The organism is Streptococcus mitis, from assembly GCF_022137125.1.
Lineage (GTDB): Bacteria > Bacillota > Bacilli > Lactobacillales > Streptococcaceae > Streptococcus > Streptococcus mitis_CE.
Genome location: NZ_JAKNEQ010000009.1, coordinates 42,011 through 60,499, shown reverse-complemented (window position 1 = coordinate 60,499; position 18,489 = coordinate 42,011). Strand labels below are relative to the sequence as shown.

The following is an 18,489-nucleotide window of genomic DNA, read 5'->3' as shown; positions in this document are numbered from 1 at the left end:
CTCGAAAGAAAGGATTCTTATGACATCAAAAGTTAGAAAAGCAGTCATCCCTGCCGCTGGACTCGGAACTCGTTTCTTACCAGCCACCAAAGCACTTGCTAAAGAAATGTTGCCAATTGTAGACAAACCAACTATCCAATTTATCGTAGAAGAAGCTCTTAAATCAGGTATCGAAGATATTCTAGTTGTCACTGGTAAGTCAAAACGTTCTATTGAAGACCACTTTGACTCAAACTTCGAATTGGAATATAACCTCAAAGAAAAGGGCAAACACGACTTGCTAAAATTGGTAGACGAAACAACTGGTATTCGCCTTCACTTTATTCGCCAAAGTCATCCTCGCGGCCTTGGAGATGCTGTCTTACAAGCAAAAGCTTTTGTCGGAAATGAGCCCTTCGTTGTCATGCTTGGTGACGATCTGATGGATATCACGGATGACCACGCTATTCCTTTGACAAAACAACTGATAAATGATTACGATACGACTCACGCATCCACAATTGCTGTTATGCATGTACCATATGAGGATGTTTCATCATATGGAGTTATCGCTCCACAAGGCGAAGTAATCAATGGCCTTTATAGCGTTGAAACTTTCGTTGAAAAACCTGCTCCCGAAGATGCTCCAAGTGATTTGGCCATTATCGGTCGCTATCTTCTGACACCTGAAATCTTTCAAATCTTAGAACACCAAAAACCTGGTGCTGGAAATGAAATCCAACTTACAGATGCAATCGATACGCTTAATAAAACACAACGTGTTTTCGCTCGTGAATTTAAAGGGGCCCGTTATGATGTAGGAAATAAGTTTGGCTTTATGAAAACATCTATTGACTACGCCCTCAACCACCCACAAGTCAAAGATGAATTGAAAGATTATCTCATCCAACTTGGAAAAGAATTGGCTGAGAAGGACTAAAATAAAAAGATAAGGTTCAAAAAATGCCTTATCTTTTTTCATTACATAACTATTCTTTTAAGCTCTCACAACCCCATTCCCTTGTAAAGAAGCAAGACTGCGAATCCTACAAATAGTACTGTCGCGACCAATCTCTGACTAGCGCTATACATCCGTCTTTCACCTCGGACTGGAAAGATAACTGCTAGAAATGCGCCACCAACTGCACCACCGATATGGCCTGCTAGGCTGATTCCTGGAATCAGAACACTTCCAATAATGTTAACCCCAAAAAGTGTCAGATAAGATTGCCCTAGCTGTTGGATATAAGGATTACGCGTAGCATAGCGAAGAATGATAATCGCAGCAAACAGACCATAAAGAGAGGTAGAAGCTCCTGCTGCTAAGGATTTGGGACTAAATACAAAAACAAAGAGATTACCCATCATTCCTGATAAAAGATAGAGAAAGAAAAACTGCTTGGATCCGAAAATCTCCTCTACTTGCCTACCAAGATAATAGAGCGAAAGCATATTAACAGTGAAATGCTCCCAACCAATATGAACAAAAATGGCAGAAAAGAGACGCCAAATCTGCTCGGGAAAGAGGCGAATGGCAGGCCCGTACATAGCTCCAAATCGAAATAAGGTATCCGCCCTGTCAAAGTTTCCACCTGTAGTCACCAACATTAGTAGAAACACCAAGGCCGTCACTAAGAGGAAGAAACTCGTCACAGGATAACGTCTATCAAAAATTTCCTTCATCAATTAAAACCTCCTGGACAGGAATATCATGATTTTCAGGCATGAATTGCTGAACTTGACAAGGATAGATTGTACTCATACTATGACCAGTAAAATGTTTCAGATAGCGGTCGTAATAGCCTCCGCCATAGCCAATCCGATAGCCCTCTGTCGTAAAAGCCAGACCAGGAACATGAATCAAATCAATCTGAGAGACATCCACCACTTCCAAATCTCCCTGTGGTTCCAGTAAGCCAAAGGAAGTTTTGGCTAGTTGTTGCGGATTATAGACTACAAAGTCCATGCGCCCCTTGGAATAGGTTTTGGGTATCAGAACCTTTTTGCCGTCCTTCAGCGCCTGCTCAATCAGTTCCTGCGTTTGAAACTCATGAGGAAAAGAGAGGTAGGTTGCTATGATCTTAGCTTCTTGGTAAGAGGGGTGTTGTAAAAGTCGCTCAGTTAAAGCTTGGTCTATAAACTGTTTTTGCTCTCGAGGGATAGCCTTCATTTCTTGCAAGACTTGCTTACGTAATTCCGATTTCATAGACAAGCCCTCTACTCTGCTGCCTTCTTTTTCAGGAAACTAGAAACCGCATCTACCCCAATGACTAAGGCTTCTTCCTTGGGACTCATCTGAGGGTGATGAAGGGCGTAGGGACTATCAATACCTAGCCAGAACATAACGCCATCTACCTTCGAAAGGAGGTAACCAAAGTCTTCACCTGTCATAGCAGGCTCAATATCAATCAACTCGATTCCTTCTTTTTCCTCAAAGAAGTCCATCAGTTCACGCGCCAAGGCTGGATGGTTCTCAACAGGCAGGTACCCCCCTTGCTTGAGTTCCACTTCAACTTCCATACCAAAGGCAGCTGCAACTCCTTCTGCAACTGTTTTGACCCGCTTTTGCACCAAGAGACTCATGTCCTGCGTCAAGGCCCGAATAGTTCCATGCAAAAAGGCTGTATCTGTGATAACATTGTTGGTGGTTCCAGCTTGGAAAAGACCAAAGGTCACTACTGCTCCCTCGATTGGATTAACATTGCGGCTAACCACTGACTGTACTTGGGTCACAAAGTAACTAGCAGCTACCAAGGCATCATTAGCTTCATGTGGAAAGGCTGCGTGGCCACCTTTGCCTTTGAAACGGATCTTCACCTCACAAGTCCCTGCAAAGAGTGTATGAGTATTGGTCGCAATCTGACCAACCTTCAAATCTGGCCTAACATGAAGGCCATAAAATTGATCTGGTAGCCAATCTCCAAAAGCCCCGTCCTCATACATAAGCATACCACCTGCTTCATTTTCTTCAGCAGGTTGAAACAGAAAGAGCAGATTATTCTTGGGTTGCTCTTCAAGGGCGCGCTCTAGACAGCCCAAGGCAATAGTCATGTGGAAATCATGGCCACAAGCGTGCATACGACCTTGATGTTGAGAAGCGAAAGGAAGGTCTGTTTGTTCGACGATAGGCAGGCCATCAATATCTGTTCGCCAACCAATGGTTCGCTCTGGTTGACTTCCCTGCAAATAAACCAAAATCCCTGTCCGCCAAGTTCGAATTTGGACAAAATCCTTACCTACAGTCAATTTTTCAATCACATCCAGCAGATAAGCCTGAGTCTTGAACTCCTCCAAGCCAATCTCTGGAATCTGGTGCAAATCTCGTCTAGTCTGAATCAAATCTAACATCTATCTATCCTCCGATATAGCAGAAAGAGGCTGGAAAAAGGGTCCCGCCTCTTTATTACTTTTACAATTACAAGGTACGAAGCGCATCCTCTAGCGCTGTTTTTTGTTGGGTTTGGGCATCAATCTCTTTGATAATACGAGCTGGAACACCTGCTACCACCACGTTTTCTGGGACATCTTGGGTAACAATAGCTCCTGCTGCGACAACTGAACCACTACCGATTTGGACTCCTTCGATAACCACTGCATTAGCGCCGATAAGAACATTATCTCCAACACGGACTGGTTCTGCGCTAGCTGGCTCAATCACACCTGCAAGAACGGAACCTGCACCAACGTGACTGTTTTTCCCAACGATAGCACGGCCACCAAGGATAGCACCCATGTCAATCATGGTTCCTGCGCCAATTTCAGCGCCAATATTGATAACTGCTCCCATCATGATAACAGCATTGTCTCCAATTTCAACCTGATCACGGATAATAGCACCTGGCTCGATACGAGCATTGATAGCACGTTTGTCTAGCAAGGGAACTGCAGAATTACGAGCATCTTGCTCAACAACATAGTCTTGATTTTCTACCAAACCATCGAGAAGCGGAGCCACGTCCTTCCAATCTCCGAATAGGACATTCCCTAGTTTAACAACAGAGCTTGGTACAGCAGTTGCAAGTTGTCCTTCAAAGGTTACTTTAACACTGGTTTTCTTTTCAGCATTGGCGATAAATTGGATAATTTCTTGTGCGTTCATTTTTGTAGCAGTCATAAGCGCCTCCTAGTTCATTTTAATGATACCTATTCTACCAAAAAAGGCCTCAAATTTGAAGCCTTTTTGTTTGTTTTTAGGTATGATTTTTAGGGATGTGAGATAAAACGTGCTGTCGGTAAAAGCAAGCCCCTACCGATACAACCTAAAAACACTCTTCACAACTATCTCCCCGTGTTTTATTGACTATTCTAGTATAGCACACTTTTAGAATTAAGAAAAGACTTTTTATTCACTTTCTTTAGCTTCTTCTATCGATAGGAAAATCATGGGTAAAATAATCAGCGCCATAGCTAGAAGAAGGGACCAATCCACTACCAAGCCTAAAAATAAAACACTCAAGAGAGCAGAAGAGAGAGGTTCACTGGCACTGATAACGGAAACCACCAAAGGAGAAACCAAGGAAACAGCCTTCATGGAAATAAAAAAGGCAAAAGCCGTTCCAAAGAAAGCGATAATGAGACAAATCAAGATACTCCAAATATCAGGAGTAAAGGAAAGCTGATAAACCGGCGAGAGGACATTGCTAAATAAACCTGCCAAAATCATCCCCCACCCAACCGTGGGTACAAACCCATAACGCTTAGCAAAAGGTTGAGGTAAGATAACATTAAACATGACCCCCATGGCGCTCAGCAAACCCGTCACAAGTGCTAGCGGTGTCATGGATAATTGAGAGAGATCTCCCTTTGTCGCCATCAAGCAAACACCCAACATGGCAACCAAAACATAAAAAATAGCGCTTTTTGACGCTCGTTTTTGATAAACCAAGCGATTGTAAAAGAGGATAAAGACAGGACTGATAAACTGTAAAATAGTTGCTGTCGCTGCATTTGAGTATTCTACACAGAGATAGAAAAAATACTGAACTGAAAAAATCCCCAAAATAGCATAGGCTAAAAAGGGCAGGTAATTTTTCTTATCTCGCCAAATATCTAGCACTTGCGATTTTAATTGCACTGCAGACCAAATGAGCACAATACTCCCTGCCAGTGTCAAACGCATAGAGGTAATCCAGCCAGAAGACACTTGATAATGAGTAAAGAAATACTCTCCTAAAATCCCACAGATTCCCCATATTAAGCCAGATAGAAGCGAATAAATAGTTCCTTTAACAATCTTTTTCTGATACTGATTCATACCTTTATTGTAACACGAAAGGAAAAAAGAAAAAAGTGGCAATCCATTGATTAGCCACTTCATTTAGAAAAGTTTAAAGAACTTATCGTCTCGTCGTTGAAGAAGAAGGTCTAGTAGCGCTTGAATTGCTACTGTTGTTAGAACTACTACTTGAACTACTACTTGAACTGCTATTTGAACTAGTACTTGAGCTAGAAGGAGTTGGCAATGTGCTAACGATGCTTGACCAAGCGTTTTGGTAATCTGCTTCACTTCCTCCAATAGCAAAGTGATAGCTTGTCGTAGGAGCTCCCGCCTTATTAGCCCAATAGCTCGTTACAGTAGCCCCTGAAAGATCCACTGTTTTTCCATTAACGGATACTTTGCCAGGCTTCTGCCCTGTAGATCTGAGGACCTGAGACTGGGTCACACTAGAATCAAGATTAAAGCGTTCATTGCCCCAAACACCAGGCTCAGCCTGTTGGATAGCGTTGACCAAGTAAGCCATATATTTGGCATTTCGATAATGCCCAGCCCCCTTAGCCATTGGGCGGTTATCATCATGCCCTAGCCAACCACCTAGAGTCAATCTTGGTGTTGACAGCATGAGCCACATATTTTCATCTTCATTAGTTGTACCAGTCTTACCAATCCAGTCTGCACGAGCTAAGCTTGAATTGATGGAAGCCAAATCCGTTTGGAAACTTGAAGTGATCCGAGATGAAATCACCTCACGAAGCAAACTCTGCATAATTGTTGCCGTTGCCTTCGAGTACACTTGAACTGGTTTGTCTTGGAATTCATAGATTACCCTACCGTCAGGTGATTCAATCTTAGAAATCACATGTTTCTGATGGTAAACACCGTTATTAGCAATTGTTTGATAACCATTGGTATGCTGGGCAACTGTGACTTCAATCCCACCACCCATAGGCAGACTTTCGATACCGTACTCCGGAATCTCGTAACCCATTTTCTCCATGTAACCCTTGACATCCACACCCTTCTCACGTAGCATGCGATAGGTCCAATAGGCTGGGATATTCCACGAATAGTTCAAGGCTTCACCCAAAGTCATCATGCCTGTACCTGGACTATTTACATACATGATAGGATTGCCATTAGAGAATTTTGTCGGATAATTGGACAAGATACTAGCGCTTCCCATCAAACCTTGGTCAATGGCAATACCGTAGGCCAACAAAGGCTTGGTTGTAGAGGCTGGCGAACGCTTGGTGTCGAAGGCGTGATTGTTTTGGTTAGTCTGGTAATTACGACCACCAACAAAACCTAGAACAGCCCCCGTTTTATTGTCCATCAAAACATTCCCTACTTCAGGCTGCCCAGTCGAATCATCTACCAAACGACCGTAGTTAGCAACTGCATTTTGCATGGCAGTATGGATTTTTTTATTGATTGTTGTCGTGATTTTATAGCCACCGTTACTTAGTTCCTGCTCAGCTCGCTCATGATAGGCCTTTTGAACCGCTTCCTTTTTCAACTCCTGACTAGAGGCATTGTCCTGTTGAACTAAATAATCATACATACGGTCTGTCGCTTCAGCCATAGCCGTAAAGTAAAGGTAATCCCTCGAAACAGCATTGATAGATCCTGATGGCAAGAAATCTTGTTTGAGATTATAATCCTTGTACTGGTCGTATTCTTCCTGAGTCAGAGCACCCGTACGGTACATGTTGTAGAGAACATCCTTGCCCCGCTTCAAACCAAGTTCTAAGTCTTCATCACTCTTTAACTCTCCAGTATTTTCATAAGGGGAATAAGTAATCGGACTCTGTGGCAAACCTGCTAGGAAGGCAGCTTGGGGAATACTCAGCTTGTTGGCATCGATACCGAAAATCCCTTTAGCAGCTTGCTGGGCACCTGCAATATTCTGTCCTTTATGATTTCGACCAAAGGGAGCAACATTGAGATAAGTAGTCAAGATTTCATCCTTACTCATGCTGCGTTCCAAGGCAAGGGCATCAACAATTTCTGTAGCCTTACGAGCCAAAGTCGGAGCATCTCCAACCACTTGTTGTTTGATTAACTGTTGGGTCAAGGTCGAGCCCCCGCTAGATGAGCCCAAACCTGCAAAGGTTCCCAAAGTCGCCCGAATCACAGCTTTTGGCACAACCCCATTATGTTCAAGAAAATGTTCGTCCTCAGTAGCAACGATAGCCTTTTTGAGATTGTCTGATATTTCCTCAGATGAAACAGATGTTCGCAGTAGGTCACTCTCAATAGAAGCAATGACACTCCCATCTGCATAAACAATTTCTGAGATGGAAGAAATATTTTTAACCTGCTTGACCAAGTCCTCCGCTTGGGGAACCTTGGCCTTGTCAAACAAAGCAACTCCATAACCAAGAGCTACACCAGCACCAAAAAGCCCACCGATAAAGCCTAGAATAAAGAGAGTATTCAAAATTCCCTTGATAGCAACTAAAAGGCTACCTAGGATAGCCAGAACTTTCCCACCTGTCCCATCTGACTTCTTCTCTTCTAAGACCTTCTCTGATTTTTTATGATTTATTTTTGATTTTACTAGCTGGAAAAAGTCCAGCATTTTTTGTTTTAATTCATTTAATTGATTTTGCATGGATTTCCTCACTCTATCTATTATACCATAAAAGGTAAACTTTCAATAAAATAGCCACTTTCTTCCCTATTCTGCTAGGCTATTGCCCAAGTTTGTGATACAATAGGTAGAAACAATATTTTTAAAAAGGAGAAAAGACACATGCACATTTTTGATGAGCTAAAAGAGCGTGGTTTGATTTTTCAAACGACTGATGAAGAAGCTTTGCGTAAAGCCCTAGAAGAAGGTCAAGTTTCTTATTATACTGGCTACGATCCAACTGCTGACAGCCTTCACCTAGGCCACCTTGTCGCAATCTTAACAAGTCGTCGCTTGCAACTAGCAGGTCACAAACCTTATGCGCTCGTTGGCGGTGCTACAGGTCTCATCGGAGATCCGTCCTTCAAAGATGCTGAACGTAGTCTCCAAACAAAAGACACAGTAGATGGCTGGGTCAAGTCTATCCAAGGACAACTTTCTCGTTTTCTTGACTTTGAAAATGGTGAAAACAAGGCTGTCATGGTCAACAACTACGACTGGTTTGGCAGCATCAGCTTCATTGACTTCCTCCGTGATATCGGAAAATACTTCACTGTCAACTACATGATGAGCAAGGAGTCTGTGAAAAAACGGATTGAAACAGGAATTTCATACACTGAGTTTGCCTACCAAATTATGCAAGGTTACGATTTCTTCGTTCTTAATCAAGACCACAACGTAACGCTTCAAATCGGTGGTTCTGACCAGTGGGGAAATATGACAGCTGGTACTGAATTGCTTCGTCGTAAGGCTGACAAGACAGGCCACGTTATCACTGTTCCACTGATCACAGATGCAACTGGTAAGAAATTTGGTAAATCAGAAGGAAATGCAGTCTGGCTCAATCCTGAAAAGACTTCCCCATACGAAATGTACCAATTCTGGATGAACGTTATGGATGCAGATGCTATTCGCTTCTTGAAGATCTTTACCTTCTTGTCACTTGATGAGATTGAAGACATCCGTAAACAATTTGAAGCGGCTCCACACGAACGCTTAGCTCAAAAAGTCTTGGCTCGTGAAGTCGTTACACTTGTTCACGGCGAAGAAGCCTACAAAGAAGCCCTTAACATCACTGAACAACTCTTTGCAGGAAACATCAAAAACCTTTCTGTCAAAGAACTCAAACAAGGACTTCGTGGAGTGCCAAACTACCAAGTACAAGCAGACGAAAACCACAATATCGTGGAACTCCTCGTGTCATCTGGTGTGGTTAACTCAAAACGCCAAGCCCGTGAAGATGTTAAAAATGGAGCCATCTACGTCAACGGCGACCGTATCCAAGACCTTGACTATGTCTTGAGTGACGCAGATAAGTTAGAGAACGAACTGACTGTTATCCGTCGTGGAAAGAAAAAATATTTTGTTTTGACTTACTAAACTGTTCAACATTTACCTATAAAAAAAGGAGTTAACCTCGAGAAAGGTAACTCCTTTTTGCTGTTAATAGTCCCCACCTATCCCTTAATAGACAGGCTACGCAGTACAATACGTAAGGTTGTTAGATTATGTAAGATAGAGAGATTTGAAGGGCTGAGCCAATTAAACAAGCCAAAACCAATCAAACTACTATTTACGACAACGGTATCTTGAATATTCTTCTTGATGAGGGTTTGCAAAGATGATGATAGCCAATCCAACTCTTGGAAGAAATCCAAGCGATTATCTAACAATAAGATATCACTCATCTGCTTAGAAATATCTGCACTCTCATTCATCACCACACCGATATCTGATAGGGTTAGAGCCGCTGAGTCATTCAACCCATCCCCAACCATCAAAATAGTATGACCTGCTTTCTGTAGTTCCTCTACTAACTCGAATTTCCCATCAGGTTTCAAGTCTGTATAGACCTGATCAAAGGGCAAATCTTTAACTAATTCCTCTGTCCTAACCAGGGTGTCCCCTGTTGCCAGAATCAATTTTTTCCCTTGTGCCTTAAGTTTCTCCAAGGCTGCTTTTGCTTCTTTTCTCAAAGGAGTATGAATGCAGAACATTCCAATCAATTCATTCTGATAAGCCAAGAATAAGAGATTGTAGTGACTCTTGTACTCTTCAATTAAAGCATTTTGTTCTGAACTGATATGAATTTGCTCATCCTGCATCAAAACATAATTCCCAATAAGAACTGGTTGCCCATCTATATGAGATTTGATCCCCTTGCTTGCGATATATTGGAGTTTCCCATGCATTTCCTCATGTTCAATCCCCTCTATCTCAGCTTGCTTGACGATGGCATTAGCAATAGGATGATAAATGTGTTCCTCAAGACAGGCACTGATTCTGAGAATATCTTCCTCACTATAGTCCCCAAAAGGTAACACCTTTTCAACTATAGGATAACTAGTTGTGATTGTTCCCGTCTTATCAAACAAGAAAGTATCAACTTCCAGATATTTCTCCAGAACATCCCCATCCTTAATCACCATTTCACGATTCAACCCCTCCTTGATAGCTGTTAAATAAGCTACAGGAGTAGAGATTTTCAAAGCGCAGGAGAAATCGACCAATAGGAAAGAAATAGCCTTAGAAAAAGAACCTGTTAATAGGTAAGTCAGACCAGCCCCCAAGAAATTATATTTGACGACCTTGTCCGCCATTTTGATGAAATAGCGTTGTTTCGTTTTCTTGTTTTCTTCAGATTTCTTCATCAACTCAATCAGCTGTAAAATCCGGCTGTTCATCTGATTATCGGTTACACGAATGCGCAACTCTCCAGTTTCTAATACTGTATTTGCACAAACCAAATCAGACTCTCTTTTTTCAACTGGAAAACTCTCTCCCGTCAAGGAACTTTCGTTGACCATACCTAAACCTGAAACTACTTGTCCATCAAACAGAATTTCATTTCCTTGAGATAGGACCAAGACATCTCCTATTTGAACATCGGAACTCTTGATACTAACGACCATATCCCCCTGTACTAGAAATACATCGCTCTCTTTTGCAAGAAGGCTTTGTTCTAAATCTGTTGCAGTTTTTTTCAAGGACCACTGATCTAAATGATTCCCCAAATCAAGCATAAACATGATATTGCTAGCTGTCTTGGATTGGTTCATAAACAAGGACAATAAAATCGCCGAACAGTCCAAGACCTCCATCGTTAGTTCCTTACGCGCTAGTGTTTGATAGGCTTCTCTGATATAGCCCAAAGCCTGATAACAAGTCCATATATAGCGAATAGGATAAGGCACAAAACTACGAAAAATCATACGCTTAATCGCTGCACCTGAAACAATAGAATAAGCACTCTCTTCTCTACGAATGGGAAGAGTCATCAACTCAGAAACTTTCCCTTTATCAATTCTTTTTAAAAAGGCTTCTGCATTATCTAATACAGAAAAGCCTTCTTTTATACGTAGAGTAAAGTGCTGTTGATCCATGTAAAACTGGATAGACTCAATCCCCTTTTCATCTCTCGCCAAGGAACGAAGATAGTCTTGAATATCCAAGGTGAGTGAAAAAGAAGATGATAGTCGGATATGTTGGTATCCTCTATGTAGCACTTTAAAAGACATATTATTCTCCTATAAGGCTATCTAATTGCTCTTCTTTTTTCTCTTGCTCGTACAAATATTTGGCATCTTGCAAGACATCGTCTCCATGTTGTTTCACAACAGAAACAGATGCATCTAGCCCGTCTTTCAACTTGTAAGCCTTAGCCAAAGCTTTAGAATAACCTTTTTTAGCTTCCTTACTTGCTAAGATTTTCAAGCCAAGGGTACCAAATGCGACACCACCCAAAAAGAGTGATGATTTTTTCGCAACTTTTGCGACGCTTAATACTTCTTTTAACATACTTATTTCCTCCTCATCATTATTATATAGCAATTTAGATATAAAAGCAATTTTATTTTATAAATTGGAGAATTATACTCAATGAAAATCAAAGAGCAAACTAGGAAACTAGCCGCAGGCTGTACTTGAGTACGGCAAGGCGACGTTGACGTGGTTTGAATTTGATTTTCGAAGAGTATTAGTTTTATTTCTACTGAATCTCCCATCTACTTATTCCTAAAGTTGCTTTCATTTGCCTCTTTTGATACACTTAAACTATGAATACAAATCTCAAACCCAAACTTCAGCGTTTTGCTTCTGCGACTGCCTTTGCCTGTCCTGTCTGTCAAGAAAATCTGACTCTGGTAGAGAGCAGTCTCAAATGCAACAATCGCCATTCTTTTGACTTAGCTAAATTTGGCTATGTCAATTTAGCACCTCAAATCAAGCAATCTGCTAACTACGACAAGGAAAATTTTCAAAACCGTCAACAAATCCTAGAAGCCAGCTTTTATCAGGCTATTCTAGAGGTCGTCTCTGATTTACTTTCAAACTCAAAAAATGCCAAAACAATTTTAGATATCGGTTGTGGCGAAGGATTCTATTCTCGCAAGCTTCAAGAAAGGCATCCTGACAAAACCTTCTATGCCTTTGATATTTCCAAAGATTCCGTCCAAATCGCTGCCAAGAGCGAACCCAACTGGGCAGTCAATTGGTTCGTTGGTGACTTAGCTCGTCTTCCTATAAAAGACGCCAGCATGGATATCTTACTTGATATCTTTTCCCCTGCCAATTACGGAGAATTTCGTCGCGTTCTATCCAAAGACGGCATCTTGATAAAGGTTATTCCAACTAAAAATCACCTCAAGGAAATCCGTCAGAAGGTACAAGACCAGCTGACAAACAAGGACTATTCCAACCAAGATATCAAAAATCATTTCCAAAACAACTTCACTATCTTATCCAGTAAAAATGCCTCACTAACCAAACCTATCACAACAGAGCAGCTCCAAGCCCTACTCAGCATGACGCCCCTACTCTTTCACATCGACCAGACTAAGATTGACTGGAGCCAACTGACAGAGATTACTATTGAGGCTGAGATTCTGGTTGGGAAAGTACTATAATTGACACAAAAAACCGCATTTCAAGAAGATCTGCGGTTTTAAATTTCAATTTTTAAACTATCTATCCCAAAAGTCTAAAACATTTAAAGCTTTTAGCTTCTCCATTTATTTTCGATTCGAAATAACAAACTTATCAATGAACAGTAAGTGATATAAGGCCAGTACTAACCCCCACAAGCTACCACGAAAAGAGATTTCTTGATGATTGAGAGGAAACAAATCGTGGTTACCTATATAGAGGCAGGTCAAAATGATAAATAAAATCCAAAATAAATCCGTCCATTTATATTTTGAAAAATATTTTTTAACATAATAACACATTTTTCTTGACTACAATAACATTATATGATAAAATGTAAGCGAATACAAATAAAAAGAAATTGCCTTATTCAATTAATATTCCTATAAGAAAGCAGATGATTCCAATGTACAAACTATAATTATCAACTCTTAATATCCAACTTAGTTATGAAAGAATGGTAGGTGATCATTATCATGAAAAAAATACTAATTACTCTATTATTTAGTTGTTTAGCATTGTTTTATTTGCCTATTTCTGTAAACGCCGATACCACTAATGACCTTGTTATAAAATTCAACGAACTGCAATTTACTGTTGAGGATTACAATATCCCTAATCCAGAAGTAGTATATTCGAAATCAGGATTCAACGAAGTTGCAACTGTTATTGATAGTGATACTGGAAAGGTTGTTGAAACTATTGAATTTATTCCAGATCTCTCTCGATCTACAGTTACTTCACACACATTAAAAAGAAGTGCAACATTTGCTAGAACTACAGTTCAATTAAGTGTAAACATTGAATTATATAATGAGGGTTCTTTCCGTCAGATTAACTCAGTTCAAGGTTATTACTTAGGAATAACAAATTCTATTACAAACACATATATTGAAGGACAAAACGTTGATGTTTGGTCTCCAAAAGGATACCCCACAACAAGTATAAAGTATGCTTATAATGGTACTTTAACAGCAGCTATAAACAGTAGTGGTTCAGCTCAAGTTAAAGCAGAGTTGTTAGGAGCTGGATTTACATTTGGAGGTACTATTGGAGGTACATCATATTATAGAGTTCCATTTAATCAAAACGGAACTATTAGTCTATACAACTATTAGTCTATACTAACTTAGGAGGTAGTCGATATTATGAATGAAAAAAAACGTACATATTTTATTTGTGTAAGTATTATTATTTCATCTATAATTTTAGGACTCTTTATTTATAACGGACTTGACGTTTTGGGTCAATTTATAAACGATGGCCTCAGGGTAATTAATAGTAATAGGTAGTTAATAGAATTTAAATAAAAAAACGGTAATTTAGTGAATGAACTGCACCCCAAAAGTTAGACAGAAAAAATCTAACTTTTGGGGTGTTTTTATTATGAAATTAACTTATGATGATAAAGTTCAGATCTATGAACTTAGAAAACAAGGATATAGCTTAGAGAAGCTTTCAAATAAATTTGGGATAAACAATTCTAATCTTAGGTACATGATTAAATTGATTGATCGTTACGGAATGGAGTTCGTCAAAAAAGGAAAAAATCGTTACTATTCTCCTCGTTTAAAACAAGAAATGATTGATAAAGTCCTACATGAAAATTGGTCTCAAGATAGAGTTTCTCTCGAATATGCTCTCCCAAATCGTGGTATGCTTCCAAATTGGATGGCACAATACAAGAAAAACGGGTATACTATTGTTGAGAAAACAAAAGGGAGACCATCTAAAATGGGACGTAAACCAAAGAAGAAACCCGAAGAGATGACAGAGTTAGAACGCCTTCAAGCAGAAAATGAGTACCTGAGAGCGGAGAATGCCATCCTAAAAAAGTTGAGAGAACTCCGATTGAAGGAGAAAAAAGAGAAAGAAGAAAGACAGAAATTGTTCAAGAATTAATGACTGAGTTTTCGTTAGATATTCTTCTAAAAGCCATTAAACTCGCTCGTTCGACCTACTACTATCATTTGAAACAGCTAGACAAACCAGATAAGGATCAAAAGCTTAAAACTGAAATTCAAGCTATTTTTACCGAACACAAAGGAAATTACGGATATCGTCGGATTCATTTAGAATTAAGAAATCGTGGTTATGTGGTCAATCATAAAAGAGTTCAACGCTTGATGAAAGTGCTCAATTTACAAGCTAGAATCTGCAAGAAACGCAAGTATTCTTCTCATAAAGGAGATGTTGGCAAGAAAGCAGACAACCTTATTCAACGCCAATTTGAAGCAGCTAAACCAATGGAAAAGTGCTATACGGACGTGACAGAATTTACCATTCCAGCAAGTACTCAAAAGCTTTACTTATCACCAGTTTTAGATGGCTTTAATAGCGAAATTATCGCTTATAATCTTTCAACTTCACCCAACTTAGAACAAGTAAAAACGATGTTGGAACAGGCATTTACAGAGAAATACTATGAAAATACCATTTTACACAGCGACCAAGGTTAGCAATACCAACACGATTTTTATCATCGATTCCTAGAGAGTAAGGGAATTCAGCCATCTATGTCACGTAAAGGTAACAGCCCAGACAATGGCATGATGGAATCCTTCTTTGGGATTTTGAAATCCGAAATGTTTTATGGTTACGAGAAGACGTTTAAATCACTTAATCAATTGGAACAAGCTATTGTAGACTATATTGATTACTACAACAATAAACGAATTAAGGTAAAACTAAAAGGACTCAGTCCTGTGCAATACAGAACTAAATCCTTAATCTTATGCGTTTTGTTATGCAAAAATCACTGGAGTTTCTATACACATTAAGTGGAAATCTTTGAAACCAGTTCTCTTAATAACCATTGAATACCATATATTACATTTACCCCAAATATGATATAGGCCGTATAAATCAAGTATTTTGATTTCTCCCGCCTCAAAGAATAGATCTTGTACAAGATAAACAAATTTAAAATAATAAATAATAGAGACAAAATCTTCCCCCAAAAATCAATCCTAAAAGTACACAGCCAAGCATAGCCCTAATCTTTATTTTCGATTCGAGATAACAAACTTATCAATAAATAGCAAGTGAAATAAGGCGAGTGTAATTCCCAATAAGCACCCATGATAAGAGATTTCTTGATGGGTAAGGGGGAAAAGAGTATTATTACCCGCCAAGAGGCATGTCAAAATCACAAATAGTATCCAAAATAAATCAGTCCATTTATATTTTGAAAAATATTTTTTCCACATAAAAACACCTTCTTTCCTATAATCATATTATAATACTTTGTGTAAGCGAATACAAGAGATATGAGGTAATCAACTACGAAGAAATATAAGGCTGAAGACAGTAAAAACCAGCATTTTAAGCCTTCACTGTATCTAGGATTTCCCTATTTTTAGACAAGATTGACCCAAATCCACAGCATTCAAATAAAGAGGCAAAAAAGCGAATTTCAATCGAAACTCGCTTTTTTACAAAATGTATTAGTATAAACTTGTATCTTAGTTCAAGTGCCAGATATCTTCGTTATACTGAGCGATTGTACGGTCAGATGAGAAGAATCCTGCTTTAGAAATGTTAACGATAACTTTATCCAACCATGCGTCACGGTCTTCGTAGTCAGCCAACATTTGCTCTTTCACTTTGATGTAATCTTCTAAGTCAAGAAGAGTCATGAACCAGTCTTTGTTGATCAATTCATTGTAAAGACGTTCCAAGCGCTCTTTTTTTCCAGCTGCAAGAACTGCATCGCTAACGATGAAGTCAACCAATGGTTTGATAGCTTCACGAGCGTAGAATTCGCTTGATTTGTATGCCGCTTTTGCGTAAAGGTCGATAACAGTTTCTGAATCTTCACCGAAGATGTAGATGTTTTCATCTCCAACCAACTCAGCGATTTCCACGTTAGCTCCATCCATAGTACCAAGAGTCAAAGCTCCGTTCAACATGAATTTCATGTTACCAGTACCTGAAGCTTCTTTAGAAGCAAGTGAGATTTGTTCTGAGATATCACATGCTGGGATAAGGAAGCTTGCTGCAGTAACGTTGTAGTTTTCAACCATAACTACTTGCAAGTGTGGAGCTACTGCTGGATCGTTAGCAATAACTTCTGACATGCAAAGGATCAAGTGAATGATGTCTTGAGCGATTGTGTAGGCTGGAGCTGCTTTACCACCAAAGAAGATTGTGATTGGGCGAGCAGGGATGTTACCAGCTTTGATGTCAAGGTATTTGTGGATTACGTACAAAGCGTTCATTTGTTGGCGTTTGTACTCGTGAAGACGTTTGATTTGAATATCAAAGATAGAGTTTGGATTGATTTCCACACCTTGGTGTTCTTTCAAGTGACGAGCCAATTTACGTTTGTTGTGAGCCTTGATGCTTTCCAATTTTTCTTTGACAGCTGCTTTGTCTTCATAAGACAAAAGTTTTTCAAGCTCATCAGCTTCATGGTGCCAACCTTCTCCAAGAATCTCATCCAAGTAGTGAGACAAGCTTGGGTTAGCATGCATGAGCCAACGACGGAAAGTGATACCGTTTGTTTTGTTGTTGAATTTTTCTGGGTAAAGGTCATAGAAGGCTTTCAACTCAGAGTTCTTCAAGATTTCAGTGTGAAGCGCTGCTACACCGTTAACGCTGTATCCGTAGTGGATATCCATGTGGGCCATGTGAACACGTCCACTCTCGTCAATAATTTGAACAGCTGGATCTTTCACTTCTGCTTTCACACGACGGTCCAATTCTTCGATGATTGGTACCAAGTGAGGAACCACTTCTTGCAAGAATTCAAGAGGCCATTTTTCAAGGGCTTCAGCAAGGATTGTGTGGTTAGTGTAGGCAGTCATGCTACGAACAATTGAGATTGCTTCGTCAAGTTCGATACCACGAGCAGTCAAAAGACGGATCAATTCAGGGATAACCATTGATGGGTGAGTATCGTTGATTTGTACAACTGCGTAGTCAGCAAGGTCATGCAAGTTGCTTCCTTTTTCGATTGCTTCTTCGATGATCAATTGCGCACCGTTTGAAACCATGAAGTATTGTTGGAAGATACGGAGCAATTCACCTTGACGGTCACTATCATCTGGGTAAAGGAAAAGAGTCAAGTTGCGAGCGATATCTGTCTTGTCAAAGTTGATACCGTCTTTAATGATTGAAGAGTCAACTGAATCCAAGTCAAACAAACGCAAGCGGTTCTTAGTTTCTGTCTTGTAACCAGGTACATCGATATCGTAAAGAGTTGATGTCAATGTGAAGTGAGCGAATGGCACTTGGTAGCTACGACTTGAGCGAACCAACCAGTTTTGCTCTGTCAACCATGCATTTGGAATTGTTTCTTGTTGGTTGTTTTTAAGAACTTGTTGGAAAAGACCGTAGTGGTAGTTAAGACCAACACCGTCACCGTTCAAACCAAGAGTAGCAATTGAGTCGATAAAGCAGGCAGCCAAACGTCCCAAACCACCATTACCAAGAGATGGTTCCAATTCAACTTCTTCAACTTCGATCAAGTCTTTACCTGCAGCTGCAAGTTCTTTTTTAACATCGTCGTAAAGACCAAGGTTGATCAAGTTGTTTGACAAAAGTTTACCAATCAAGAACTCAGCTGAGATGTAGTAAACTTTTTTCTTACCAGTGTTAACTGGTTTTTGACTACTTGCAAGCTTGCTGTAGTTAAGAAGAGCCAGGTAAAGCTCTTCATTGCTACATTCTGCAATGGTTTTATTGTAACGATTTTGTACAAATTCTTGTAGTGATAACATGTTTAAGGTGTCTC

General features: G+C 39.9%; 15 protein-coding genes and 1 pseudogene. 5 read left to right on the top strand and 11 right to left on the bottom strand.

Features of this window, described 5'->3' with window-relative positions:
• Positions 1-19: 19 nt before the first annotated feature.
• Positions 20-919, top strand: a complete 900-nt coding sequence (gene galU / locus L0P31_RS08415) for a UTP--glucose-1-phosphate uridylyltransferase GalU (protein WP_070526284.1) — start codon at positions 20-22, stop codon at positions 917-919.
• 65 nt (positions 920-984) lie between these two features.
• Here the strand turns inward: galU and L0P31_RS08410 are convergent, their stop codons facing one another.
• From L0P31_RS08410 to pbp1b, 6 genes are all read right to left on the bottom strand, one after another.
• Positions 985-1,662, bottom strand: coding sequence for a rhomboid family intramembrane serine protease (locus L0P31_RS08410; protein ID WP_238096494.1), 678 nt, complete (start codon positions 1,660-1,662; stop codon positions 985-987).
• Positions 1,646-2,185 carry a 5-formyltetrahydrofolate cyclo-ligase gene (locus tag L0P31_RS08405; protein ID WP_238096492.1) on the bottom strand — a complete coding sequence of 180 codons (540 nt, stop codon included), beginning with the start codon at positions 2,183-2,185 and terminating at the stop codon, positions 1,646-1,648. The genes L0P31_RS08410 and L0P31_RS08405 overlap by 17 nt, the downstream gene beginning before the upstream one ends.
• Before the next feature lie 11 nt (positions 2,186-2,196).
• Complete coding sequence (locus tag L0P31_RS08400) at positions 2,197-3,327, bottom strand: N-acetyldiaminopimelate deacetylase (RefSeq protein WP_238096490.1); 1,131 nt, start codon at positions 3,325-3,327, stop codon at positions 2,197-2,199.
• A 67-nt stretch (positions 3,328-3,394) separates the two neighbouring features.
• Complete coding sequence (gene dapD, locus L0P31_RS08395; RefSeq protein ID WP_223330424.1) at positions 3,395-4,093, bottom strand: 2,3,4,5-tetrahydropyridine-2,6-dicarboxylate N-acetyltransferase; 699 nt, start codon at positions 4,091-4,093, stop codon at positions 3,395-3,397.
• A 228-nt stretch (positions 4,094-4,321) separates the two neighbouring features.
• Positions 4,322-5,233 carry a DMT family transporter gene (locus L0P31_RS08390; RefSeq protein ID WP_238096488.1) on the bottom strand — a complete coding sequence of 304 codons (912 nt, stop codon included), beginning with the start codon at positions 5,231-5,233 and terminating at the stop codon, positions 4,322-4,324.
• Positions 5,234-5,315: 82 nt separating this feature from the next.
• The gene (gene pbp1b / locus L0P31_RS08385; RefSeq protein WP_238096486.1) at positions 5,316-7,811 is read right to left on the bottom strand and encodes a penicillin-binding protein PBP1B; all 2,496 of its coding nucleotides are present in this window, start codon (positions 7,809-7,811) and stop codon (positions 5,316-5,318) included.
• Positions 7,812-7,952: 141 nt separating this feature from the next.
• On the opposite strand from pbp1b, the gene tyrS reads away from it, so the two are divergent.
• Positions 7,953-9,209 carry a tyrosine--tRNA ligase gene (tyrS, locus tag L0P31_RS08380; protein WP_238096484.1) on the top strand — a complete coding sequence of 419 codons (1,257 nt, stop codon included), beginning with the start codon at positions 7,953-7,955 and terminating at the stop codon, positions 9,207-9,209.
• A gap of 77 nt (positions 9,210-9,286) precedes the next feature.
• Here tyrS and L0P31_RS08375 read toward each other — a convergent pair whose 3' ends face one another.
• Positions 9,287-11,347, bottom strand: coding sequence for a heavy metal translocating P-type ATPase (locus tag L0P31_RS08375; protein ID WP_238096482.1), 2,061 nt, complete (start codon positions 11,345-11,347; stop codon positions 9,287-9,289).
• A 1-nt stretch (position 11,348) separates the two neighbouring features.
• Positions 11,349-11,627, bottom strand: coding sequence for a DUF6110 family protein (locus L0P31_RS08370; protein WP_000910904.1), 279 nt, complete (start codon positions 11,625-11,627; stop codon positions 11,349-11,351).
• Between the two features lie 257 nt (positions 11,628-11,884).
• Here L0P31_RS08370 and L0P31_RS08365 point away from each other — a divergent pair, with 257 nt between their 5' ends.
• On the top strand, positions 11,885-12,733 hold the full coding sequence (locus L0P31_RS08365; protein WP_238096480.1) for a putative RNA methyltransferase: 849 nt from the start codon (positions 11,885-11,887) through the stop codon (positions 12,731-12,733).
• A 105-nt stretch (positions 12,734-12,838) separates the two neighbouring features.
• Here the strand turns inward: L0P31_RS08365 and L0P31_RS09425 are convergent, their stop codons facing one another.
• Positions 12,839-13,054 carry a hypothetical protein gene (locus L0P31_RS09425; RefSeq protein WP_050391117.1) on the bottom strand — a complete coding sequence of 72 codons (216 nt, stop codon included), beginning with the start codon at positions 13,052-13,054 and terminating at the stop codon, positions 12,839-12,841.
• 174 nt (positions 13,055-13,228) lie between these two features.
• Here L0P31_RS09425 and L0P31_RS08360 point away from each other — a divergent pair, with 174 nt between their 5' ends.
• Both L0P31_RS08360 and L0P31_RS08355 read left to right on the top strand, forming a co-directional pair.
• Positions 13,229-13,870, top strand: coding sequence for a hypothetical protein (locus L0P31_RS08360; protein WP_049547225.1), 642 nt, complete (start codon positions 13,229-13,231; stop codon positions 13,868-13,870).
• Between the two features lie 268 nt (positions 13,871-14,138).
• Positions 14,139-15,532, top strand: a pseudogene (locus L0P31_RS08355) (IS3 family transposase).
• Between the two features lie 222 nt (positions 15,533-15,754).
• Here L0P31_RS08355 and L0P31_RS08350 read toward each other — a convergent pair.
• The gene (locus L0P31_RS08350) at positions 15,755-15,961 is read right to left on the bottom strand and encodes a hypothetical protein (protein WP_238096478.1); all 207 of its coding nucleotides are present in this window, start codon (positions 15,959-15,961) and stop codon (positions 15,755-15,757) included.
• Between the two features lie 255 nt (positions 15,962-16,216).
• Positions 16,217-18,475: a glycogen/starch/alpha-glucan family phosphorylase gene (glgP, locus tag L0P31_RS08345; RefSeq protein WP_238096476.1), complete on the bottom strand. Its 2,259-nt coding sequence runs from the start codon at positions 18,473-18,475 to the stop codon at positions 16,217-16,219.
• Positions 18,476-18,489 lie beyond the last annotated feature (14 nt).

Coding starts and splice junctions, on each gene's coding strand:
- L0P31_RS08410 (WP_238096494.1), bottom strand. CDS start 1,662: ATGAAGGAAATTTTTGATAGACGTTATCCTGTGACGAGTTTCTTCCTC.
- L0P31_RS08365 (WP_238096480.1), top strand. CDS start 11,885: ATGAATACAAATCTCAAACCCAAACTTCAGCGTTTTGCTTCTGCGACT.
- L0P31_RS08360 (WP_049547225.1), top strand. CDS start 13,229: ATGAAAAAAATACTAATTACTCTATTATTTAGTTGTTTAGCATTGTTT.
- L0P31_RS08350 (WP_238096478.1), bottom strand. CDS start 15,961: ATGTGGAAAAAATATTTTTCAAAATATAAATGGACTGATTTATTTTGG.
- L0P31_RS08405 (WP_238096492.1), bottom strand. CDS start 2,185: ATGAAATCGGAATTACGTAAGCAAGTCTTGCAAGAAATGAAGGCTATC.
- pbp1b (WP_238096486.1), bottom strand. CDS start 7,811: ATGCAAAATCAATTAAATGAATTAAAACAAAAAATGCTGGACTTTTTC.
- L0P31_RS08375 (WP_238096482.1), bottom strand. CDS start 11,347: ATGTCTTTTAAAGTGCTACATAGAGGATACCAACATATCCGACTATCA.
- galU (WP_070526284.1), top strand. CDS start 20: ATGACATCAAAAGTTAGAAAAGCAGTCATCCCTGCCGCTGGACTCGGA.
- tyrS (WP_238096484.1), top strand. CDS start 7,953: ATGCACATTTTTGATGAGCTAAAAGAGCGTGGTTTGATTTTTCAAACG.
- L0P31_RS08370 (WP_000910904.1), bottom strand. CDS start 11,627: ATGTTAAAAGAAGTATTAAGCGTCGCAAAAGTTGCGAAAAAATCATCA.
- L0P31_RS09425 (WP_050391117.1), bottom strand. CDS start 13,054: ATGTGTTATTATGTTAAAAAATATTTTTCAAAATATAAATGGACGGAT.
- L0P31_RS08390 (WP_238096488.1), bottom strand. CDS start 5,233: ATGAATCAGTATCAGAAAAAGATTGTTAAAGGAACTATTTATTCGCTT.
- L0P31_RS08400 (WP_238096490.1), bottom strand. CDS start 3,327: ATGTTAGATTTGATTCAGACTAGACGAGATTTGCACCAGATTCCAGAG.
- dapD (WP_223330424.1), bottom strand. CDS start 4,093: ATGACTGCTACAAAAATGAACGCACAAGAAATTATCCAATTTATCGCC.
- glgP (WP_238096476.1), bottom strand. CDS start 18,475: ATGTTATCACTACAAGAATTTGTACAAAATCGTTACAATAAAACCATT.